We start from the raw sequence: 22131 nt of genomic DNA on the forward strand, positions 1-22131 counted from the left end.
TCCTTATATCTTTACCACGTATCCTTTATTTTCCTTCGTTAACTCTTTCCCATTCACAAGTAATTTTCTCTCATCATTTTCAGGTAGATAGAATCGAATGGTTTCGTAAGGAAGTTTGTATGCTCCCTCAATACTGTAGTGAACATTTATTACATCTGAACTCGCTTCCATTTTGACTGAAACAATTGTGTGATTTTCTTGATAATCAGCGGATATACCATCATCCTCGAAAAGATCATAAGTCGTCACTCCAGCGTCTTTTTGTGGGAATAAAAAGAATCCACGTTCATCCTTAGTTTTATCTGCAAATGAAGAGTCAGCATCATTCATCGGAATGATACTTCCTGCTTTTATTAATAAAGGATTATATTCCAATGGTGCGGGGATCCTTACTGTTTGCCCACCTTCATACCATTGGGAAGTGTGGTAATCATACCAACCATCTTCATATTTCGGTAAATAAACCGTTCTTTCTCTTTGACCCTTTTCAACAACTGATGCAACGAGCATTGATTCACCTAACATGAAATCATCATTTTCTTCAAACGTTTTTTCATCATGTTCGAATTCATAGAAAGTTGGACGAAGAATCGGTTCGTATTTTTCATGTGCATTGTATAATGCCGTATATAAATAAGGAATCATCCGATGACGGAACTTAATTAAATCTCGGATGAGACCTGTTGTTTCTTCATACATCCAAGGGACATTGACCGTTTTATCATCATTCCATGAATGAATGGTAAAACGGGGATGGAAGATACCGTTCTGTACCCATCTCACTAATAGCTCTTGCTCTGGAGCTGGGCCTGAAAATCCACCAATATCATGGCCAAGGTTATAAATACCAGATAGACTTAAGCCAACTCCCATTTTAATATTGTATTTTAATGATTTCCAGCTTGTATAGTTATCTCCTGACCAAGTCTGGACATAGCGTTGCATCCCAGGACTTCCTGAACGAGAAATTAAATATGGTCTAAGTTCTGGAGCATACTCCTTTTGTGCTTCATATGAAGCCTTCATCATTAAAAGTGGTTGTAAGGAGCGCACATTTTCAAAATTCGTTTGTTCACCGAACCCATTACAAACAGCATTTTTTGACCATACTTCAAATTCATTATTATCGTTCCATGTGGAATCGATTCCAAACTCTAATAACTGCTCCGTCACCTTTTGCTTCCACCACTTCACTGATTCTTCATTTGTAAAATCAATGTACGCGCCAACTTCATCCCAAAATTGTGCCATTTCAATTTCGCCAGCTTCATTCAAAATAAACATGTTTTTTTCTTTTAATTCATGAAACAGAGGATGATCCTTCAATAATGCTGGCTTAATATTTGCACATAGCTTTACACCTTTATCATGAAAGTCATTAATAAATCCCTTTGCATCAGGAAATTTATCCGTATTCCAATTGAAGACATAACGCTTATCTCCTATTGAGGTATATCCTGAAGATAATTGAAACGAATCACATATGATATCGTTTTCTTCACAGCTATTAATGAATTTCTTTACTTGTTCCTGTGCATCAGGTGCATCCGTATAAGTCATTGTTGAACCTGAATAACCGAAACTCCATTTAGGGGCAAAAATGGTTTTACCTGTTAACCAAGAATATTTCTTCACAACATCTTTTACTTCAGGTCCTAACATAACATAGTAGTCTAAATCGCCTGCCATTGATTGATAATATCTATACCATCCATGGTAGTTATCCATTTCGTTTCCCATATCAAAAACACTCTGAGCCATATTATCATAGAAAATTCCAAACGAGATCTTTGTTTGCTTATTTCGAGTAATATAAAATGGAATATGCTTATACAGGGGATCCGTGTGCTGAGCATCATAGCCCATTGGATCAACACTTAGCATACGGTAACGCTTACCATATCGATCTGTTTCTCCAGCTTTTTCCCCTAACCCAAAATATTGTTCTTCTAGTGTTCGTTTTTGATAATGATAAATCCCTTCACCTAGTGACCCATCGAAGTTATATGCTTGTGTTTGACGATCCGAGGCAATTTGTTGCACATTTCCTGATGAATCTTTTGCAAACCACGTTAGTTTAAATCCATCTAAGTTAATGTTCACCTTTACACGAGCTGTTTCAATCGTAAAGGTGCTCCCTTCATTTTTATAACGATAGTGTGGGAGTGAATATGGGGTTAAGTCAAATCGATCTCTCCCTTCCATAGGGACATCATCCATACCTGGAGCGACAAGCCATGTCTTCTTAACCTCAAGCTCTTCACCTTTCGTCATCATCACACGTAGCATATCTTCTTCTAATACAAATACTCTTGCGATCACATCTGATTGATCTAATTGAAACATGAGCGTATTGTTTTTTTCTGCTAAAAATTGAAACTGGTATCTTTCTCTTAATGACATTTGATTCACCTTTTTCTGTAGTTATCTGATTATAAGTGTGTCGTCATCTTTCTTTCATAGTAGACTAGCAGGCTATGAACCTGCTTCTCTACCCTTTAATAACCGAGCATTCTAGGAAGCATCATACTGATTTCTGGAATATACGTAACCACTAGTAAAACGATAATAATGACAACGTAGAAAGGAATTAATGGTTTGATTACATCCTCTAAATCTAAATTTGCAATACTCGCCCCAACAAATAAGGCACTTCCAACTGGAGGAGTGATATTACCGATACTCAAATTTAGTACCATCATAATTCCAAAATGAATGGGATCCATTCCAAAACTCGTTACAATCGGTAAAAAGATTGGTGTGAAAATAAGCACAGCTGGAGTAATATCCATAAATGTACCAATTATTAATAAGAAGATATTTAAGATTAATAGAATGATAATAGGATTATCCGAAATAGACAGGATCAATTCACTAATCGCTGTAGGAATCCCTGTAAATGCCATGACCCATGACATAATAGATGAAGCAGCTACAAGTAGCATGATGACTGCTGTAATCTCAACTGTTTCCATGATAATACGAGGTAAATCAGTTAGCTTAACTGTTCGATAAACCATTGCCAAAAGAAATGTATACGCAACTGCTACTGCCGCAGCTTCAGTCGCTGTAAAAATCCCACCTAAAATTCCACCAATGACAATAACAATTAAAAGTAAGCTTGGGATCGCATCTAAAAATGTTTTAACAGCTACTATAAATGGTACTCTTTCAGACACAGGATAATTTCTACGTTTTGCGATAATATATCCAACTACAATACAGGCTAAGCCCCATAAGATACCTGGTAAATAACCTGCAATAAACAACGCAGCTACTGAAGTTCCACCACTTACTAATGAGTAAATAATTAAAACGCCACTTGGTGGAATAATTAATCCCGTTGGAGCAGAAGCAATATTAACTGCTGCTGAAAATTTCGGATCATATCCTTCCTTCTTTTGTAAAGGTCCCATTGTTCCTCCGATAGCTGCTGCTGCTGCAACAGAAGAACCCGAAAGAGAGCCAAACAACATATTACCTAATACATTTGCATGAGCTAAGGATCCAGGCATTTTCCCAACAAGTACTTTTGCAAAATTGATAAGACGCTCAGCGATTCCACCATTATTCATTAAAATTCCTGAAAGGATAAAAAATGGAACCGCCAACAGTGTAAAACTATCAAGTCCTGTTACCACTTTCTGAGCTGCCGTGAAAATGGCCATATCCATGGGCAAAATCGTTAAAATCGTAACCATTGAAGCAATCACGATACTAACTGAAATCGGCACACTTAGAACAAGCATTAGAAAAAATACAATGACTAAAACAAGTCCAGCTTGTAATGCCATACTGTTCACTCCTTTAGACTAAATACATAGGGTAAATTGCCTTACTCTGCTATTTGCTCTCCTTTTGTAAAATACTCTTTCACATGAAGAATTAAATAGAATAAGAATAAAACTCCTGAAACGATAAGACTTAAATATAAATACTGCATCGGCATTCCAAGCGCAGATGAAACTTGACCTACTGCATTTTGGTAAGCTTGTGTTCCTCCAAAAAGCAGAATAACCACAATAAACACCAACACGACTGCTTCTACAAGTAATTTCACAACAATTTGATATTTTTCTGGAATTTTTCTTGCAACAAACACAACAGCTAAATGCTTCTTTTTACCGTAGGCATACGCAGAACCGAGCATGGTTAGCCAAATTAATGCATATCTCAGAAACTCCTCTGATACAGTACTAGGAGAATTTAACACAAAACGTGTAAACACTTGCCAGCAAGCAATTAACACCATAACGATCATTAAGGTGCATGTTAAAAACGCTGTAACCCTATCCACTGCCTTTCTCAATAGGATCATCTCCTTCTTCTATAATGTAGAGGCCTCTATTTCTGAATGTCATACAATCAGAAAGTAGAGGCCTATTATTCCTATACCTTATTTTAGATGACTTTGGAACTCATCAAAGTATTTCACATTCGTTTCATTTTCTGCTTTGAAGGTATCATGTAAAGGTGTTGCAGCATCAATAAATGATTGCTTATCAATCGTATAGAATGTTACACCCATTTCCTCTGATGCCTTAATTGATTCTTCAATAGCACTTTCCCATACATCTTTATGACTTTCTGTTGAAGCACTAGCTGCATCTTGAATCGCTTTTTGTTGGTCTTCAGAAAGTTTATCCCACATTTTCGTGCTGACAATCAACACATCAGGTACATACTGGTGCTCTGTATAAGTGTAAGCCTTCGCAACTTCACCATGTTTACTGTTTGTTAATGCTGTTTCATTATTCTCTGCACCGTCAATAACACCTTGTTGTAGAGACGTATATACTTCACCATAAGACATAGGGGTTGGTGCTCCACCCATAGCTTCAATCATAGAAATGGATGTTGGACTTTCTTGAACACGAATTTTCATCCCATTCATATCTGCTGGAGATTCTACTTTTTTATCTGCTGTATAAATACTACGTTGACCTGCATCATACCAACCAATTCCTACAAAGCCGTCATCTTTAGTTCCTTGAAAAATCTCCTGTACAGCCTCACTGTTATCCATTACTTCATAGTAATGCTCCTTGCTTTGGAATACATATGGGAGCGAGAAGATTGCATAATTAGAATCAAACGCTTCCAATGCACTGGCACTTACCTTCGCCATATCAAGAGTACCTGACTTTACAAGCTCAATGACATCGCGCTCTTGTCCTAATTGACCATTCGGGAACAATTCTATCTTGACATTGCCATCTGAGTTTTCTTCTGTAAGAGTTGATAGCTCCATTAATGAAGTATGAACTGGATGATCCTCAGGCTGATTATGTGCCAAGCGTAATGATACAGCTTCTGCACTTTCTGAGCTCCCTCCATTTTCTGCATTCTCACTTGCACTATTAGATCCACATGCCGCTAGAAGTGATAAAGATAAAACGCCAGTTGCTGCTACTGATAATAACTTTTTCATTTTCATATCTCTTTTCCCCCTAATGAATTGTATGTTAAAACCAACGCCAGATTTGTAACCCCTTTCAAACTCTTTTAAAAAATAAAGACATTTAAATGAGTTTTGCTAGCTTCACCACTCGCAAACGTTTTCAAATAATCTTAAAAATAAAGGGGTCTTACTAATCTCTTTAAATAACAACGTTGTTATTTATATTATTATCCTACCTTACTATTTAGAACTTTTCAAGAGAATTTTTCTACTTTTTTAATAATTCACCACCTCTTGAGAGCGTTTTATTTTTCTGGTAAACTGTAAAAATATGATATTATCGTAATCATTTTACTTTTTTAACAACGTGATTATACTTATATGGCTGAGTTTAAAATACATGATAGTTGGTGAAATCAATGTCAATTACAATAAAGGATATCGCAAAAAAAGTGGGGGTTAGTTATTCAACTGTATCCAAAGCATTAAATAATAGTCCACTTGTAAAGCCTGATACAAAAGAGAAAATTATTAAATTAGCGAAGGAAATGGGCTATGAACCAAATTACGCAGCACAACGACTTGTATCTAAGCGATCAAATGTAATCGGTTTAATTTGGCCGACTTTAGAACGAGTAGCCCCTTCCACATTAATTACAAAAATAAATGAAGAAATTAGTAAGCATAATTATTCAATGATTCTCTCCATCAATTCTATTGAAGAGTCAATTGATATGTTCAAACGCTTCCAGATAGATGGTGGGATTGTATTTAATAAAGAGAATTATCAAATGCCTGATACATTTCCTATGCCTATTGTTACCTATGGTGTAAAACAGCAAAATTCTATTCCAGTTATTGATGTAAACTATAGAGAAGCCATGCATACTGCTGTCCACTACTTACATCAATTAGGACATGAAAAGATTGCGTTTCTAGGAGATTTTTCGATCGTTGATGAACGGCAAGTAGAAAAATATCACGGCTTTCAACAGGCGATGGAAAACCTCGGTCTTACATTATCATCACATAATTTAGTCAATACTGCTGGACTTGACTGGTATGATGGATATATGGCGACGAATCGCCTGCTTAGCACTTCCTTTAAGCCAACAGCCATCATTGGAACTAGTTATGATATTAGTGCCGGGATTATCCGTGCCTTGCGACAAGCAAATTACATTATTCCAAAAGATATGTCTGTCATAAGTTATGACAATATTCCACAAATGGAAAATTTAGAAGTTCCGTTAACAAGCGTAGGAGTACCTGTAGAGGAAATGGCCCAACAAATGGTAGAAACTCTGTTAAACTATATTGAGCAGCCTAGCTCTGTACCACTTAGCCAGATCTTAACACCTAAAATATTTGAAAGGGCCTCTTGTGCCCTTGCTAGTACAAAATAAGTGTTTTTGAATATACATTTACTACTACAAATAAAGCCCCTAAAAAAGGAAAAGCAAAGTAACTAAAAAAGCATGTAGGTCCCTTTTTAATAGAGAGCCCACATGCTTTTTATGACTTTATAAGCTGTTAAACGCTACGTTTTATAGGTATAAGAATTCTATTACTCGCTTACTTTCACCACTTGCCCACTATCGGCCGAAGCTTGGGCAGCTACTGTTACTTTTAGAGTTTTAAAAGCATCTTCGTAAGTGGATAATATCCCAGACGTATCCCCAGTTCTAACGGCATGAATAAAAGCTTTATTTTCCAGCACGTACGGATTATCGACATCTTCCATGATGTGCTTTTCTCCATTTTTGAATAGCTCTAGGCTATCTGGGCCTAGATGTATAACTCCATTATTTGTATAGTAATTGATCCCAATCTTCGTTTGCTCATCAGGGATGATACAGGTATTGGATAGGTTTGCAATCAATCCATTGGTGAATTTTAAGCTAACAGTCCCAACATCAGGTACAGTCACTCCTTCATATTGAGTTGATACATATGTATTCGCATAGGATGCATAAACCTCCTTCACCTCTCCCATTGTATATCGAAGAAGATCAACTAAATGGGTTGTTTGTTCGATAAACTGTCCACCAGAGGTTTGTCTATTTCTCCACCATGGCACTTCGGGCATTGACCCCATCCATTCTCCAGTCGCCATTCCTAAAGTACTCTCCCTAAGTTCGTTTCTTAAAAGGTCTACTGAATTTTTATAACGGAAATGATAGCCAACAGATGTGATGATTGGTTTTTTTCTTACCTCATCCAGTATCCTAGACGGAGCCTCTTCATCTACACTTAGTGGTTTTTCTACTAAAAAGGGTATGCCCCGAGCAACTAATTCGGATTCAATGTCACCATGGGCAAAAGGTGGAACACATATATAGACGGCATCTAGCTTTTCACAATCAAGCATTTGTGTTAGGTTACCGTATGGAGTCATATCTCCGTATGAAGAAGCAAACGTCCTTGCTTTTTCCAAACTAGTTCCGCAGATTGCTTTTACCTTAACACCCTCCATCTCACTTAATATATTTGCATGTATACCACTAAACCATCCTGTACCTATAATTCCGATAGTAACCAATTTACTCCAACTCCTTATTATTGAGAACTTTTAGTTTATCCGTTACTACTATCCTTACATGATTATGTTCATCCGTAAATGATTATTTTTCTTAGCTTGAAGTGAGTCTATCCTTCAAGACCAATCATTCCGTCCTAAGGTAACATTAAAGTGATAAGACAGCTTTAAAAAGGAAAGATTATCACTGTTCTACTTGGAGAAATTGGTTATTTTAATTATTATTCTGTGTTAGGCATGGTTGTAAATTTCTTCTGTCGGCGCAAAAGCATACAAAAAACCATTCCTCATCATTGAGAAATGGTTTTTTTCTTAGAATACCTTCTTTGTGTATGATAGCAAACATGGTCATACAATAAGCAACTCACATACTTATGCTATTTAGCTTATTTCGTATTTGTAAATCCACCATCAATACGGATGACTTCCCCATTTATGTACTCTGCTTTAGAAGTTAACAAGAAGGTTACTAATTCTGCAACTTCCTCTGGAGTACCTAAACGTTTTTGTGGAATTCCACTTGTTGCATTTTCTTTCATTTTTGGATTCGCAGCATAGAATTCCTTTACCATTGGTGTTTCTGTCGGTCCTGGAGCAATCGCATTTACACGCAAACCATCTTTTGCGTATTCCGCCACCATACTTTTTGTAATTCCGACAATACCATGTTTAGTTGCAGCGTATGTTACAACAGAATCCTGACCAATCACACCAGCACTTGAAGCTGTGTTCACAATGGAACCACCACCATTTTTCACCATCACATCAGCCACATAATGAATACCATATAACGCACCCATTAAGTTAATTCCTACGATCTTATCAATTTCTTCAATTGATGTATCTAAGAAATACTTACCGCTACCTGAAATTCCTGCATTGTTAAAGAAGTAGTCAATTGTTCCAAAATGCTCAACTGTTTTATCAACATAATTTTTTACTTCTTCCTGTTTTGACACATCTGCTTTGATGAAAATAGCGTCAACACCCTGTTTTTTCACTAATTCAACCGTTTCTTGTCCACCTTTTTCGTTCACATCTACAACAGAAATATTTACGCCTTCTTCTGCTAGACGAAGTGCAGTTGATTGTCCTAATCCACTACCAGCACCTGTAATAATCGCAACTTTACCCATTGTCATCCTCCTAGTAATTTAGACTATCCCGTATTATATCTAATTTTCAGCTTCTTTCAAAATGATATGCCTACATCATTCTTTGTAGAGTGTGTACACTATTTTCAAAAAACGACTTTAGGGTTAAAAAGATAGAGTTTGATAAAATTTTTCTATTCTGATATAGAAGTGTTTTTTTCTTTATCATGTATAAATTAGCTTATTTCACTCTTCATGTATTCTTTTAATTGCGCAGAAGTTTGAGTTAATTTTTCAATTTCAAACATAAATTCAGTGACAAGTTTTGCTTCCTCTTGAGATGATTCTGTAATTTCACTAAAATCCTCTTGTAGCTTCTTTATTGAATCTTGAATGGCCCCTAGCGTTTCTTCAATTCGAATTGTTGCATTTTTTGAATCAATAGAAAGCTTTCTCACCTCATTTGCTACTACGCCAAATCCCGCTCCAGCACTGCCTACTCTCGCTGCTTCAATGGCTGCATTCAACCCCAGTAAGTTTGTTTGGTCACTTATTCCTTTTATTGTGCCTGTCACCTGTGTAATTTTTGAAGAATGTTCAACCGTAACCTTTGTGTTTTCCGATATTTGTTCTGCAGTAGCCGATAATTCCTCTGAATGAGCCGCAATGTGCTGTACTTTTGCTAATAAAGAATCAGCGACTTTATCCATTGAAAGAATAATTGACTCGAACATATCTTGTTTTTTTGTACTGATGGCAGCATTCACAGCAGCCATCATTTTTCCACTCTCATCCTTAATAGGAAAGGAAATGCTATTAAATGGGACCCCAAATTCCTCCTCTGGTACCTTAACAATAGTCGTTCCTATTTTGTTTACCATCGCATAATTAGCGTATGCCTCAGGTAATGCATCACCAGGGTTATGATTGAAGTTTAAATCAGCACTTGGTGAGTAATACAAATATTTCTCATGATCAAAAACCGTAATCATAGTTTCTTCTCTTAATATCTCTTTTATGTAAGGGATAGACATAATAAATGCATCTACTTTGTTCATTTCTTTCACTCCTATGAAATAGTCTTTTCATTATATCGGCCAGTTGTGTTTTATCTTTAGTTTTTTTATTTATTCATTATGAATGGAAAAAGGTGGTTAAATCACGTCTTGGAATTTAAAGCTTGATCTAATGAAGAAAGGGAAATAGACAGATGATCACTAATGTGTGAACCATCTTTACTATCCCCTAAAATTGGAGATTGAATTAATAGAAGTCTTCATCCTATTTCACATTCTTTAAAAATGGAAAAATAGATAAAATTGTATATATTCTTACTAATTTTTGTTAAAATGTAATAAAATTCTAATTGGACAAGGGGGCGTAATGGATGAATAATCATTTAATTGAGTTAAATGAAAAAATTGAAAATCTTAAATCCGATCTAATAAAGGTAGGACTACAAATAGGCTTAAGCCATCCAACTACAGTAGCATTAAGTCAAAAATTAGATATCGTGATCATTGAACTTCAAAAAGAACAAAACAGAACTGCCTGTACCAAAAACTTTCCTTAGTATACTAAATGCTGGCCTTTATCTTATTACTTTTATATAGTCGATTTTTAGTAAGCGCTTTAGATAAGCCCTGTTTACTTATCCTCTTCTATGTCGCTCACTACATCATCTACAGCATCAAAGGATCTTGAGTCAGGGTGACTAAGAATGTGCCCTCTTTTATGTATTCTAATCATTCGAATACATACTGCTATAAAAATACCACCTAGAGAAAGGAAGAAAAGAAAATCATTTTTTACTAAATAGGCTAACAAAGAAAGAATAGCAGAGGGTAATGCTAGGAAGAATTGTAATTGTCTCAAACTCATAAAAAGCTCCTTCTAGAATCAAATTTTATTCATCTCCTACTAGAGTCTTTAAATTTATCCTTTAAAAAATTTCTTCCAATCTGATATACCGATTGTGCCACAAACGATTACTCCTAATCCTAAAATACTGGTTAATACCCAGTTGTCCCCCCAACTAATTAACACGCTATACAAACAGACCAACATAGTAATTAACGCAGAATATTTCATTCGCCACTTTTCTACTTTAGAAGAATTCGCATTACTCAACACTGTTCACCTCTTTTAATATTCTTGAGCTTCTTACACACATTAAATTCAATTAGCAAACCAAACTACGTAATAGACTGCTAGTAACAATAAAAAGAGAACAACAATTGTTCCTACTCATTTAGTGCTAATCATTGTTTATGAATAGCTTTTTATTATGTACCATCAATTTTAACATAAATATCCAGGAAACAAGTTAGAAAGATCATTCTTAAACATGACTACTTCATGCAAGGTTCCGAATTTGAGTCAACTTCATATATCTCAGTCCAATGGTCACAAGGCTTACTACCCCAGCTCGAGGCTCTCAAAAATGGAAAGGGATTTATAAGCAGAGAACGGCCGTTGAACGAGTTAGTGCCTTTTTAAGTGCTTCTTTAAAATAAACAATGATGAAATTGAGGCATTTATATAAATTATCCTATTAACTGATTCAGAGAGGAAAAAACACTTCGGGTTTTAGGAGAAGATCGGAAAACAACATGTGCTATAAGGAATAAAAAAACGCTCCATTTCGTTGTTTCCACTCGCTTTCTGCGGAGAAAATAAACATTGTTTTTTAGGAAGAATCTCTAGAGAGGAAGCGAATCCTCCCTAGGCTACATTCCTATTTGCTTTTCATTAACAGCAATTACTTGCACCTACTAAAACTAATCCTACGCCTTCTTCACTTTCTTCTTTGTCTAAAGTTAATTCTTCTGTGCCTGTAATTTGTGAATCAATTGCAACGTTGATTCCGTTAATCATTGAAACAGTGTCAGATTCTTCTGGTGGATCTAACGAAATGGTGAATTGTGGTCCGCAACAACCTGCAACAGAAGTAAGACGTATTCCTTCTGCTCCTTTTTCACTTAGAAAATGTAGTAACAATTCTTTTGCTCCATCAGTAATATTCATTTTCATTTCCCCCTATTTTAATTTATGCTTCTGGATACATTCTTTTTAATGTTTCTTTCATTTCTGGTTTTACATTAATTTTTGGTCTTGCTGTTTTCGCCATTTCTTCTGCTTCTTCAATCGACTTAGCTTGTCCTAGAGCTAAAAGCGTCCCAATTGCAACAGTACCTGTTCGGTTGCTACCTCCCTGACAGTGAAAATATACATTTTTCCCTTCGTTATAAGCATGAACGACAGAATCAATTGCGCTCTTTACCGATACATCTTGTTGATCTGCGTTGTCTACAATTGGACTGTGCACGCGATTGTATGGTAATTCTTCATTTGTAGCCTCTGCTCTTAAATCATAAGCAACATCGACCTTTTCATTTTTCATCACATCATGAAGATCATCTGCACCACCAATATAAATACGATCCTTAATTAATTCATGATAATTTTTCGTTGTCATTTTACTTCCTCCTATCATCGTGCATATTATTTAGCGTCCTTCTACATCTAGAAAAAAACGTTAGGATGAACTCAATTCCTTCAATTGATCATATCCAATCTTTTCTTCACTATGCCAAGGAATGATGGCAGACCTCGTTGCCAGCTCTTTGTTCACTTTATGAATCCATGTTCGTTCGGAAAGAGCTCTCCCTAATAAAATTGGGTCCTTCGTGTTCGTTGCATATAAGCTCTGATTGATTATCCACCATACTGGTAGAATTCCTGCACGCTTTAAATCCTCCTGAAGTCTCGAGGCTTCAAAAACAGGCGTTGTTTCAGCTACTGTTACAATGACTACACTTGTTTCTTCTGGGTTTCTTAATCTAGGAAGTAGCTTAGCTACATTTTCAGGTACTTCTCCAGACGAACGGCTAAGCTCTTTATGGTAATGTTGTGCTGAATCTAACAAAAGCAAAGTATGTCCTGTCGGTGCTGTATCAATTACAACTATTTCCTCTTCTGACTTTGCGACAACGTCTGCAAATGCTCGGAATACAGCTATTTCCTCTGTACAAGGTGAGTTTAAATCTTCCTGTAAGTAAGCAAGACCCTCCTCATCAAGTTCTTCACTTGCCTTTGAAAGAACTTCTTCCTTATACTTTTTAACTTCCTCATGCGGTTGAATGGAACTAATAATTAGGTTTTTATGTAAATGATTATTTGTAAACATATCATTTACATGCGAAGCAGGGTCTGTTGTTGTTAAATGAACCTTATGTCCCTTTTCGACTAGCCCCACAGCAATTGCAGATGCAACAGTTGTTTTGCCTACTCCACCTTTTCCCATAGATAGAATAATTCTTTTATTTGATACTGAAAAATCATGGATCACATCATGTAACTCACTTACTGACCTATTAGAATCCAGCTCAGCATTTATTTCTACTGGAGGTAAAGACTCTCCATTAAAGAAAGAACGAAGATGATGAATTCCTGTTAACGAAAAAGAGACAAAGGGAAGTGAATAGGTAGGTACTTGTTTCAGCTCTTTAGGAATAGAGTTTACGGCATGCTGCTGACGCTGATAAAAAGCAGTCGATACTACATCATCTGAAGTAAATTCTTTTAACAAGCCGTTCATGATGAGCAGTTGATTGGTAATACCAATCCCCTTTAACTCTAATGATGCTCGATTAGCCTCTTGTAAGGATGAGACTTCAGGTCGGCTAACTAAGCAAAGAGTAGTTTTAACTGAGTCAGACAGCGCTTCTACAGTTCTTGAATACACATCTTTCTTATCATTTAGGCCTGACAATGGTCCTAAGCATGAAGCCCCATGTGTACTTTCTTCTAAAAATCCACTCCATGCTGTCGGAAGCTGCAGAAGTCTTAATGTATGCCCAGTTGGTGCAGTGTCAAAAAGAATATGATCATATTCTTTTATGATCGTTTCATCGGCTAATAAACGGGTAAACTCGTCAAAAGCCGCTATTTCTACAGTACAGGCACCAGATAACTGTTCTTCCATCGTGGCCACAACTGATTCCGGTAGTTTCCCACGATAAGGCCCAACCACTTTTTCTCGATAATTTTTAGCTGCTTCTTCTGGATCTAAATTACAAGCATATAGATTAGGAACATTCGGAATGACCTTCGGTGTATTCGTTAAGTCAATTTCTAAGACGTCTTGTAGATTAGAAGCTGGATCAGTACTAACAATCAAAACCTTTTTACCTTCATCTGCTAACGCTACTGCTGATGCACAGGCTGTTGACGTTTTTCCAACCCCACCTTTCCCTGTGAAAAATAAAAAAGGGGTATTGATACGTTCAAGTTGAAAAGGTTGAAACATCGTCTCCCTCCTTCCTTGGTTTACAGTTGCTTTAACTGGATCGATACTCTTTTCTTCGGCTTTTCGGTTAATTCAGCTTTAGCCACACCGAACCATTCTGAGAGCTCCTCATTGGTAGGATATTTCCCAGACTTTTTCAATTGGCTATCTACTATCGTGACAGGTAATGCGTCTGGTCCTTTTTCATTCAGAATTTGAGTTATCGTCTCATTTTCAGCGAATATACCAGGTTCATTTGCTAAATTATATCGTTTGATTTCGAACCCTTTTTTTTCAAGGGAGTAAACAGCTGCTGCGACACGGGTTAATTCAGGATCAACACTTGGCCCACATACACCCGTTGAGCAGCACATGGCAGGATCAAATATTTCAATTTTCATATCCTTCATTCCTTTCAGCGAGAGAAATTAATTATGAATCATGAAAAATAAAAGCCTTGAGAAGATCTCACGGCTTTCAATTTTTTATTCTCCAGTTTTTGCGAAACGTTCGATTCTTTCACCAATTTCGTCACGAACTCGACCAAAGAATGCCCATTTTTCTTCATCTGTTCCCTCAGCTTTCGCTGGGTCATCAAATCCCCAATGTACACGTTTAATATGTGGCGGCGTTACTGGGCAATTATCTGCTGCATGACCACATAATGTAACAATTAGATCAGCATTGTTTAAAATTTCTTGATCAATCACATCAGATGTTTGAGTAGAAATATCAATTCCAACTTCATTCATCGCTTTTACTGCGTTTGGATTTAATCCATGTGCTTCTAAACCAGCACTTTTTACTACCCATTCATCACCAAGATGTTTTTTAGCCCAGCCTTCAGCCATTTGGCTTCTGCAAGAGTTTCCAGTACATAAGAAATAGATTGTTTTTTTAGACATGATTTTTGCTCCTTTTTAAGTAAGATTAATGAATGATAAGTAACCAAATATATAAGCCAACAAGTGTAATAAACAGTGTCGGAATGGTTAAGATGATTCCTGTTTTAAAGTACGTACCCCATGAAATTTTCACACCTTTTAAAGAAAGGACATGTAGCCATAATAATGTAGCAAGTGAGCCAATTGGCGTTATTTTTGGTCCTAAATCAGAACCGATAACATTTGCATAAATGAGAGCTTCTCTTATAACCCCTGTCGTATTTGTGTCTGAAATGGCTAACGCATCAATCATAACAGTAGGCATATTATTCATAATAGAAGACAATATCGCTGCAATAAAACCCATTCCAACTGTTGCAGCAAACAATCCTTGATCTGCTGTAACCTGGATTAGATCTGCTAATACATCAGTCAACCCAACATTTCGCAGACTATAAACTACGACATACATTCCAATCGAGAAGAAAACAATCGCCCAAGGCGCCCCTTTTATCACAGTTTTTGTATTAACCGCAGAGCTTCTTTGTGCCATGATTAGGAAGAAAATCGCCACAATTCCTGCAATAATGGAGACAGGAATTCCAATAAATTCACTTGCAAAATACCCAATTAATAAGATACCCAAAACGACCCAAGACAAGTTAAACATTTTTTCATCACGAATAGCTTCCACAGGCTTTTTCAGTTGAGAAGCATCGTAATTTCTAGGAATACTCTTACGGAAAAAGAGTAATAAAACTAAAATACTTGCACCTAATGAGAAAAAGTTCGGAATAATCATTCGAGAAGCAAACTCCACGAATCCTATACCAAAAAAGTCAGCAGAAACAATGTTTACCAGGTTACTTACTACTAATGGAAGAGAAGTCGTATCTGCAATAAAGCCACTAGCAATAATAAATGGAAAGACCATTTTTTCACTAAAGTTTAAATTTCTAACCATCGCTAGAACAATCGGGGTAAGAATTAAAGCAGCTCCATCGTTCGCAAAGAAGGCTGCGACAATAGCTCCTAGAATACTTACATAAACGAACATTTTAATACCGTTACCTTTTGCCGCTCTAGCCATGTGTAGAGCCGACCATTCAAAGAATCCTATTTCATCTAAGATTAGAGAAATAATGATAATCGCTATGAACGCTAAGGTTGCATTCCAAACGATTGATGTTACATCAATTACATCTTTAAAATCTACAACACCCACTAATAAAGCTAATACGGCACCACCACATGCAGACCACCCAATTGATAGTCCTTTCGGCTGCCATATGACTAGAGTAAGTGTGAGTAAAAAGATGACTGACGCTAAAACTACTGATGTCATTTGTTATATCCCCCATTTTTATTCACACGAAATTCGTAATCCTTGTACTTCTAATTCTTTTATTCGATAATCTTGATTAGGAAGCTGTTCAAGTATGTTTTGAACGAATGAATAATACTCACTATTTTTATTTAACGAGTAAATAATCCACTGTCCCCTTCTTGCTTCTTTTACAATTCCTGCATCCTTTAGTTTACGAAGATGTTGACTAATAGCAGGTTGACTCGCTTTAAAAATTTCAACAAACTCACACACGCAACAATCGTTAGAATCTAACATTTTAACCATTGTTAACCGCGTTTTATCACCTAATAGCTTTAAGATTGTCGCAGCTTTCTCAATTTCAATTGTCGTTCCTAACACATAAACCACCTCCTGTTGCATCCGTATATTACTATATAACAATTCACTTATATGTTCAACAAGAAAAGTCAAAAGTAGTATTAGTTTCATCTTTTACTTTTATACAAGAAACAAGACAAATCGTTTGGTTCTTAAGACAATTCATTTAAAAAAGCTTAGTAATTCTAAACTTCATAATTGCTTATTTAAAAAAACACAGACCTACACAATGTTAGATACCTTTTACATTTTTTACTGCGAATATTATTTTTAAGGATGAGCCTAATAATGTTTATGAAAATGCAGAAATTGACACGGAAATCTTTCAGACACATCCTGACTCTACTACAGAGAAATATTTAGATGATAAATACATTGAAGTAAGATACCTTAATAGGCTGATTAACTCATATTTTTAATTGAAGCAGTCCTTCTATTAGCTTCATCTAGATCTAGCTAAAATATGATTTTAAGTTTCCTTCATTCATTTCTTTACCTACGCAGACTATTAGTATTGAATTTTCTGTAGGATTTCTTTCCATTTCCATCTCGTAATTGTGATGTTCTACCACGAATCTTCAATAGAATTACCTAACAAGTATTTTACGCCTTTCCATGGAAAAAAGAATCATGACCATAGCTAAAATCGCACATATCTGATACATAGTTGAGTATGAGAATATGTCAGCTATTGGTCCCATTACAATGCCACCAAGTGACACACCTAAATCCGCCATTGCGATAAAAAGTCCGAGAAGCACATTGCGATTTAATGGAGGAAGGACAAAACTTAAATAGGTTGTTAATGTTGGATAGAGAATCGCCTGAGCTACTCCCAATAAAACAGCACCAACATAGAAAAACACTACTCCCCCAATTATCGAATAGCTTACACATTGTGCACCCAATGCTAAAAGTAGCATCGTTCCCATCATAAATTTAGAATGCCATTTTCCATCAGAAGGGATTCTTTTTCTAAGAGTAAATCGAGAAATGACAACAGTTACAGCCATAAGCATCAGATAAATTCCTGCGTTTCCGTTTTCCATCTGTACGGCATAAAGAGGAATGAAGACCGTTATTGCTCCGAATACTATCGAACCAACTAACATTAATACACTACATGTAAATAAATGTGGATTTTTGACTAACTGACCAAATGAATGAAACATATTTACATGTTGATCAGTATCTTCTGCAGAAGGCTGTGTTTGAGGTTTATCCATTTTAGCAGTATAGCCAACCACTCCCGTTACTAAAGCAATGGCTATCATTCCGAATGCAAAGGAGCTCATTCCCCCTTGCCACATACCTAATGCTACTAAAGGTCCGATAATACCTGGAATATACGAAAATAAGGAATAAAGTGAAATTCCCTGAGATCGATCCTTCTCTGGCAGTGCATCAATAATACCTATCTGTAAAGCCATTGAAAAGAATGCTGTTGATACCCCTTGTAACATACGAGCAACTAAGTAGCCTCCAAGTCCGGTTACCGTATATAAAAGTAATGCAAAACCATTCATAATAAGAATAATGCGCAACACTTTTATCGGTCCGTGCTTTTGAATAATCTGGCCGGCCCAAGGTCTAAAAAACATGGTTGTAAATAAATAGGCCCCCATTATCAAACCTATTGTTGTATTATTGGCTCCCAACGCACCCCCTTGCAATGGGATAATAACATTTAGTATGGCGTTTGCACTAAAATAAAGAAGCACTAATAAATACAAACGCAGGAAAGGCAAGGACATTGCTCCATTCACAGTTTCTTCCTCCATCTATAAAAATTCTTTTCCTTTCATCATCGGGTTAAAAAGTAATTAGCGATTGTAATAACTTTCTTGCATAAACAGACTGAACATCCTTTAAATGTTCTACATTAACAATCTCTTCAATTTGTCCATCTCTAAAAATCATCATTCTGTCGCAAATATAGGCCGCAGCCTGTATATCATGCGTGATAAAAACGTAACTCATGTTATATATTTTCTTTAAATCTTTAAGTAAATCAAGAACCTGCATTTGAACGGATACATCTAATGAACTGATTGCTTCATCTAATACGATACATTCTGGTTCAGTTGAAACCGCTCTGGCAATACACACTCTTTGGATCTCTCCCCCCGATAACTCATGAGGATATTTGTTCCGATAAGATTCAGATAAACCAACTTGATTTAACAGTTTGACAACTTTGCCTTTATTTTCTCTACTACTCTTGTTCTGAAGTTTCAATGGTTCTAAGATTGCCTCTTCCATAGTATAAAAGGGATTAATGGAAGATTTATAGTCTTGAAAAACAGCGCTAATTCTACCTAATCTTACTTTTCTCCCTTCTACATTTTTCCCATCAAACAAAACCCTTCCAAAATCCGGCTTTTCAATTCCCACTAACAAACGTCCTAACGTCGATTTTCCACTTCCACTTTCTCCGATAATACCAAGACATTCTCCACTCTTACATTCAAAACTAATATTTTTCAAAACGTTCTGTCTCTCTGAAGAAAACAAGCCACCTTTTTTATAGGTTTTCCCAACATTATCGACTGTCAGCAACTAATAGTCCCTCCCCCATAACTTTTTTAAAATGTTCACTCAACGCCAATCTAGTGGATACTAAATACTTTGTATAATCGTGTTGAGGCTTATTGAAAATGGCTTCCGTTTGCCCTCGTTCTACAATTCTCCCATCCCTCATAACCATAACTTCATCTGCAATTTTTCTTACAACACCTAAATCGTGGGAAACAAAGATCATGGAACATCCCATTCTTTCTCTCAATTTAATAAATTGATCAACTACTTCATATTGAGAAATGGTATCAAGTGCTGTAGTGGGTTCATCAGCAATAATAATATCCGGCTCTAACACAATGGCCAATGCTATCATAACTCGTTGCAACATTCCCCCAGATAACTGATGAGGATATTTGTTCATAATATCTGTCGGATTCTTCAACATGACGCTTTCCATGGCTCTTGTCATTCTTAGCTCTATTTCGCTTTTACTCCATTTGAAGTGTTCTGCAAGTGTTTCTCTCAAATGAACACCAACCACATAAGAAGGATCGAAGGCACTCATCCCATTTTGTAAAATCATACAGAGATTTTTTCCTCTCTTCTTTCTCATCTCTTTTGTAGATAATTGGCTAATGTTCTCCCCTTTAAATAAGATATTTCCTGATTGATGAAGGGTCGACCTGTTTAGCCTCATGATCGCTCTGCAAGTAACAGACTTACCACTTCCACTTTCCCCCACAACTGCAAGGCAGCTCCCGTATTTTAATTCAAATGAACTATCCTGAATAATTTCTTTTCCAGAATGGCTATCCCACACCTTTAAATTACTAACTTCTAATAGATTTTCCATCTAATTGGCCACCTCTTTTTCTCGAACCTTCATTTTCGAAAGTGGAATAGTATCTTTCATTTTATTTTTTGAATTTGCTAATTTAGGATCTATGGTAACTTGAAGCGAATCTGATAAAAAATTGAATGCTGATACTACTATAATGATGGCTAAACCGGGAGCTAGCATTAACTCAGGTCTTGTAAACATAACTTCTCTTGCTTCATTTAACATCATTCCCCATTCAGCATTTGGTGCCTGAATTCCTAAGCCTAAAAATGAAAATCCTGAAATTTGTAAAATCATCGATCCAATAGAACCACTAGAAATAACGGCAATATCAGAAAAGGTAACGGGAACAATGTGCTTAAAGATTATTTTCATATCGCTCACACCACATGCTTTGGAGAACTTCACATAATTTAATTCAGTATACTGCATGACAGAAGTTCTAATAATACGAGCGAACCACGCCCATTTAATTAAAGCAAAGGCAATCAGAATGTTCTCAAGACCCACACCTAGAACCCCAATAATCGCTAGTGCCATCACATATCCAGGAAAAGATAACATGGTGTCACACATTCTCATAATGACTGCATCAACTACCCCTCTATAATAACCAGCCAGAAAACCTAAGATAGCGCCAATTAAAACAGATACTAGCAAAACAACTAACACCCATAATACACTCGGTTGAATTCCATAGATGATTCTAGAGAAAATACATCTCCCTAGGTGATCGTTACCTAATAAATATTCCCACGAAGGTGAAGCATATCGAAGACTCATATTCACTTCATTAGGGTCAGAAGGCGCTAGTAAAGGAGCGAAAATCCCCACAATAACGGTGACGACAATAATCAATAAAGAAATCATTCCTATCTTATCTTTCCTTAAGTTTTTTACTATTCTCATTTAAAGATCATTCCTTAACTTAGGATTCATCGCAGCATTGATTATATCGGAGATTGTATTAAACAAAACAAAAGCTGTTGCAAGTATTAGAACGTAAGCCTGAATAATTGGAAAGTCTCTGCTTAAAATGCTATTAACACTTAGAGTACCTAGTCCCGGCCATGCGAAAACGTTCTCTATCACTACTGTACTTCCCAAAATAATGGGGATCGACATACCGAATATAGTAACGGCGACCTGCAGTGAATTTCTTAGAATATGCTTCGTGATTTTCACTTCAGATAACCCAGATGCCCTTCCATATAAAACATAATCCTCATGTAAATTGTTTAACATCGATGTTCTTACATTTCGAAAATATATACCGGCATAACTAATGGTGATGACAATAACTGGTAAGATATAACTTTTATACGATTCCATTCCACTTGTTGGTAATAAATCTAATTTAACTGATATGTACCAAATCAACATAGATGCCAACCAGTATGAAGGCATCGCGGTTAAGAAAAAGGAAAATCCTCTTACCGATTTATCAATCATCTTCCCTTCATTTAACGCACAAATGACACCCAATAGTATTGACACGAAGATAATAGAAACTGATGAAACTAACGTTAACTTGAACGTATTCAAAAATGCAGGACCTAATAATGACCATACTGGTTTTCCATTAATATATGATTCTCCAAAATCCAATTGTAAGGTAGCAAAAAGCCAGTCGAAATATTGTAAAATAAATGGTTTATTCATCCCAAGCTCTTCTTTCGTTTCTTCTAGTAAATCTTCTGTTATTTCTGGGACACCTTGAGCTTGTAAGACCACTTCTGCTGGGTCCAAAGGTGAGAGATTAATCAAAATAAATGTCAAAAAAGAGATGGTTAACAGTAAAGGAACTGCAATTAGTATTCTCCTAACAATATAACTTCCCATATATAGTCTCCTTCTATTTTAGATATCTTCAAA

General features: G+C 36.2%; 22 protein-coding genes. 2 read left to right on the plus strand and 20 right to left on the minus strand.

From position 1 onward, the window contains the following. Window positions 1–3: 3 nt before the first annotated feature. From A9C19_RS14550 to A9C19_RS14565, 4 genes are all read right to left on the minus strand, one after another. A complete protein-coding gene (locus A9C19_RS14550; protein WP_072580602.1) occupies window positions 4–2403 on the minus strand; it encodes a glycoside hydrolase family 31 protein in 2400 nt (799 codons plus the stop codon). A 95-nt stretch (window positions 2404–2498) separates the two neighbouring features. Then, window positions 2499–3794 carry a TRAP transporter large permease gene (locus A9C19_RS14555; RefSeq protein ID WP_072580603.1) on the minus strand — a complete coding sequence of 432 codons (1296 nt, stop codon included), beginning with the start codon at window positions 3792–3794 and terminating at the stop codon, window positions 2499–2501. 41 nt (window positions 3795–3835) lie between these two features. Next, window positions 3836–4318 carry a TRAP transporter small permease gene (locus A9C19_RS14560; protein WP_072580604.1) on the minus strand — a complete coding sequence of 161 codons (483 nt, stop codon included), beginning with the start codon at window positions 4316–4318 and terminating at the stop codon, window positions 3836–3838. Window positions 4319–4396: 78 nt separating this feature from the next. Beyond that, window positions 4397–5437: a TRAP transporter substrate-binding protein gene (locus A9C19_RS14565; RefSeq protein ID WP_099092776.1), complete on the minus strand. Its 1041-nt coding sequence runs from the start codon at window positions 5435–5437 to the stop codon at window positions 4397–4399. A 383-nt stretch (window positions 5438–5820) separates the two neighbouring features. Between A9C19_RS14565 and A9C19_RS14570 the strand changes: the two genes are divergently transcribed. Continuing rightward, window positions 5821–6807 (plus strand): LacI family DNA-binding transcriptional regulator, encoded by a 987-nt coding sequence (locus A9C19_RS14570; protein ID WP_072580605.1) that lies wholly within the window; start codon window positions 5821–5823, stop codon window positions 6805–6807. A gap of 161 nt (window positions 6808–6968) precedes the next feature. On the opposite strand, the gene A9C19_RS14575 is transcribed toward A9C19_RS14570, so the two are convergent. The 3 genes from A9C19_RS14575 to A9C19_RS22535 all read right to left on the minus strand — a co-directional run bounded on the left by A9C19_RS14575 (window position 6969) and on the right by A9C19_RS22535 (window position 10092). Next, on the minus strand, window positions 6969–7943 hold the full coding sequence (locus A9C19_RS14575) for a Gfo/Idh/MocA family protein (protein ID WP_072580606.1): 975 nt from the start codon (window positions 7941–7943) through the stop codon (window positions 6969–6971). 383 nt (window positions 7944–8326) lie between these two features. Beyond that, window positions 8327–9076: an SDR family NAD(P)-dependent oxidoreductase gene (locus tag A9C19_RS14580; RefSeq protein ID WP_072580607.1), complete on the minus strand. Its 750-nt coding sequence runs from the start codon at window positions 9074–9076 to the stop codon at window positions 8327–8329. Window positions 9077–9270: 194 nt separating this feature from the next. Further along, window positions 9271–10092 (minus strand): methyl-accepting chemotaxis protein, encoded by an 822-nt coding sequence (locus tag A9C19_RS22535; protein ID WP_072580608.1) that lies wholly within the window; start codon window positions 10090–10092, stop codon window positions 9271–9273. 329 nt (window positions 10093–10421) lie between these two features. Between A9C19_RS22535 and A9C19_RS14590 the strand changes: the two genes are divergently transcribed. Continuing rightward, window positions 10422–10607, plus strand: a complete 186-nt coding sequence (locus A9C19_RS14590) for an aspartyl-phosphate phosphatase Spo0E family protein (protein WP_072580609.1) — start codon at window positions 10422–10424, stop codon at window positions 10605–10607. Between the two features lie 74 nt (window positions 10608–10681). On the opposite strand, the gene A9C19_RS14595 is transcribed toward A9C19_RS14590, so the two are convergent. The 13 genes from A9C19_RS14595 to opp1B all read right to left on the minus strand — a co-directional run bounded on the left by A9C19_RS14595 (window position 10682) and on the right by opp1B (window position 22098). Beyond that, window positions 10682–10915: a hypothetical protein gene (locus tag A9C19_RS14595; RefSeq protein WP_072580610.1), complete on the minus strand. Its 234-nt coding sequence runs from the start codon at window positions 10913–10915 to the stop codon at window positions 10682–10684. Window positions 10916–11785: 870 nt separating this feature from the next. Further along, window positions 11786–12061: an iron-sulfur cluster assembly accessory protein gene (locus A9C19_RS14605; RefSeq protein ID WP_072580612.1), complete on the minus strand. Its 276-nt coding sequence runs from the start codon at window positions 12059–12061 to the stop codon at window positions 11786–11788. A gap of 22 nt (window positions 12062–12083) precedes the next feature. Next, complete coding sequence (locus A9C19_RS14610; RefSeq protein WP_072580613.1) at window positions 12084–12512, minus strand: protein-tyrosine phosphatase family protein; 429 nt, start codon at window positions 12510–12512, stop codon at window positions 12084–12086. Between the two features lie 60 nt (window positions 12513–12572). After that, window positions 12573–14345: an arsenical pump-driving ATPase gene (gene arsA, locus A9C19_RS14615; protein ID WP_072580614.1), complete on the minus strand. Its 1773-nt coding sequence runs from the start codon at window positions 14343–14345 to the stop codon at window positions 12573–12575. Window positions 14346–14365: 20 nt separating this feature from the next. Continuing rightward, window positions 14366–14725: an arsenite efflux transporter metallochaperone ArsD gene (arsD, locus tag A9C19_RS14620; protein WP_420835798.1), complete on the minus strand. Its 360-nt coding sequence runs from the start codon at window positions 14723–14725 to the stop codon at window positions 14366–14368. An 84-nt stretch (window positions 14726–14809) separates the two neighbouring features. After that, a complete protein-coding gene (arsC, locus tag A9C19_RS14625) occupies window positions 14810–15229 on the minus strand; it encodes an arsenate reductase (thioredoxin) (RefSeq protein ID WP_072580616.1) in 420 nt (139 codons plus the stop codon). Between the two features lie 25 nt (window positions 15230–15254). Continuing rightward, window positions 15255–16553: an arsenic transporter gene (locus A9C19_RS14630; RefSeq protein WP_072580617.1), complete on the minus strand. Its 1299-nt coding sequence runs from the start codon at window positions 16551–16553 to the stop codon at window positions 15255–15257. A gap of 18 nt (window positions 16554–16571) precedes the next feature. Further along, window positions 16572–16916: an ArsR/SmtB family transcription factor gene (locus tag A9C19_RS14635; protein WP_099092777.1), complete on the minus strand. Its 345-nt coding sequence runs from the start codon at window positions 16914–16916 to the stop codon at window positions 16572–16574. Window positions 16917–17482: 566 nt separating this feature from the next. Continuing rightward, window positions 17483–18661, minus strand: a complete 1179-nt coding sequence (gene cntE / locus A9C19_RS14640; RefSeq protein WP_072580619.1) for a staphylopine family metallophore export MFS transporter CntE — start codon at window positions 18659–18661, stop codon at window positions 17483–17485. 46 nt (window positions 18662–18707) lie between these two features. Beyond that, window positions 18708–19454 (minus strand): ABC transporter ATP-binding protein, encoded by a 747-nt coding sequence (locus tag A9C19_RS14645; protein WP_072580620.1) that lies wholly within the window; start codon window positions 19452–19454, stop codon window positions 18708–18710. Beyond that, complete coding sequence (gene cntD / locus A9C19_RS14650) at window positions 19438–20268, minus strand: staphylopine uptake ABC transporter ATP-binding protein CntD (RefSeq protein ID WP_072580621.1); 831 nt, start codon at window positions 20266–20268, stop codon at window positions 19438–19440. Before cntD ends, A9C19_RS14645 begins: the two co-directional genes overlap by 17 nt. Then, a complete protein-coding gene (cntC, locus tag A9C19_RS14655) occupies window positions 20269–21165 on the minus strand; it encodes a staphylopine uptake ABC transporter permease subunit CntC (RefSeq protein ID WP_072580622.1) in 897 nt (298 codons plus the stop codon). Continuing rightward, window positions 21166–22098 carry a nickel/cobalt ABC transporter permease gene (opp1B, locus tag A9C19_RS14660; protein ID WP_072580623.1) on the minus strand — a complete coding sequence of 311 codons (933 nt, stop codon included), beginning with the start codon at window positions 22096–22098 and terminating at the stop codon, window positions 21166–21168. Between the last annotated feature and the right edge of the window lie 33 nt (window positions 22099–22131).

Source organism: Bacillus weihaiensis (genome assembly GCF_001889165.1).
Taxonomy (GTDB): Bacteria; Bacillota; Bacilli; order Bacillales; family Bacillaceae; genus Metabacillus; species Metabacillus weihaiensis.

Excerpts from the sequence above, each read along its gene's own strand:
- opp1B (WP_072580623.1), bottom strand. The coding sequence starts at position 22,098 with ATGGGAAGTTATATTGTTAGGAGAATACTAATTGCAGTTCCTTTACTG.
- arsC (WP_072580616.1), bottom strand. The coding sequence starts at position 15,229 with ATGTCTAAAAAAACAATCTATTTCTTATGTACTGGAAACTCTTGCAGA.
- A9C19_RS22535 (WP_072580608.1), bottom strand. The coding sequence starts at position 10,092 with ATGAACAAAGTAGATGCATTTATTATGTCTATCCCTTACATAAAAGAG.
- A9C19_RS14605 (WP_072580612.1), bottom strand. The coding sequence starts at position 12,061 with ATGAATATTACTGATGGAGCAAAAGAATTGTTACTACATTTTCTAAGT.
- A9C19_RS14595 (WP_072580610.1), bottom strand. The coding sequence starts at position 10,915 with ATGAGTTTGAGACAATTACAATTCTTCCTAGCATTACCCTCTGCTATT.
- cntD (WP_072580621.1), bottom strand. The coding sequence starts at position 20,268 with ATGGAAAATCTATTAGAAGTTAGTAATTTAAAGGTGTGGGATAGCCAT.
- A9C19_RS14550 (WP_072580602.1), bottom strand. The coding sequence starts at position 2,403 with ATGTCATTAAGAGAAAGATACCAGTTTCAATTTTTAGCAGAAAAAAAC.
- cntC (WP_072580622.1), bottom strand. The coding sequence starts at position 21,165 with ATGAGAATAGTAAAAAACTTAAGGAAAGATAAGATAGGAATGATTTCT.
- A9C19_RS14580 (WP_072580607.1), bottom strand. The coding sequence starts at position 9,076 with ATGGGTAAAGTTGCGATTATTACAGGTGCTGGTAGTGGATTAGGACAA.
- A9C19_RS14590 (WP_072580609.1), top strand. The coding sequence starts at position 10,422 with ATGAATAATCATTTAATTGAGTTAAATGAAAAAATTGAAAATCTTAAA.
- A9C19_RS14610 (WP_072580613.1), bottom strand. The coding sequence starts at position 12,512 with ATGACAACGAAAAATTATCATGAATTAATTAAGGATCGTATTTATATT.
- A9C19_RS14560 (WP_072580604.1), bottom strand. The coding sequence starts at position 4,318 with ATGATCCTATTGAGAAAGGCAGTGGATAGGGTTACAGCGTTTTTAACA.
- A9C19_RS14630 (WP_072580617.1), bottom strand. The coding sequence starts at position 16,553 with ATGACATCAGTAGTTTTAGCGTCAGTCATCTTTTTACTCACACTTACT.
- A9C19_RS14555 (WP_072580603.1), bottom strand. The coding sequence starts at position 3,794 with ATGGCATTACAAGCTGGACTTGTTTTAGTCATTGTATTTTTTCTAATG.
- A9C19_RS14565 (WP_099092776.1), bottom strand. The coding sequence starts at position 5,437 with ATGAAAATGAAAAAGTTATTATCAGTAGCAGCAACTGGCGTTTTATCT.
- arsA (WP_072580614.1), bottom strand. The coding sequence starts at position 14,345 with ATGTTTCAACCTTTTCAACTTGAACGTATCAATACCCCTTTTTTATTT.
- arsD (WP_420835798.1), bottom strand. The coding sequence starts at position 14,725 with ATGAAAATTGAAATATTTGATCCTGCCATGTGCTGCTCAACGGGTGTA.
- A9C19_RS14570 (WP_072580605.1), top strand. The coding sequence starts at position 5,821 with ATGTCAATTACAATAAAGGATATCGCAAAAAAAGTGGGGGTTAGTTAT.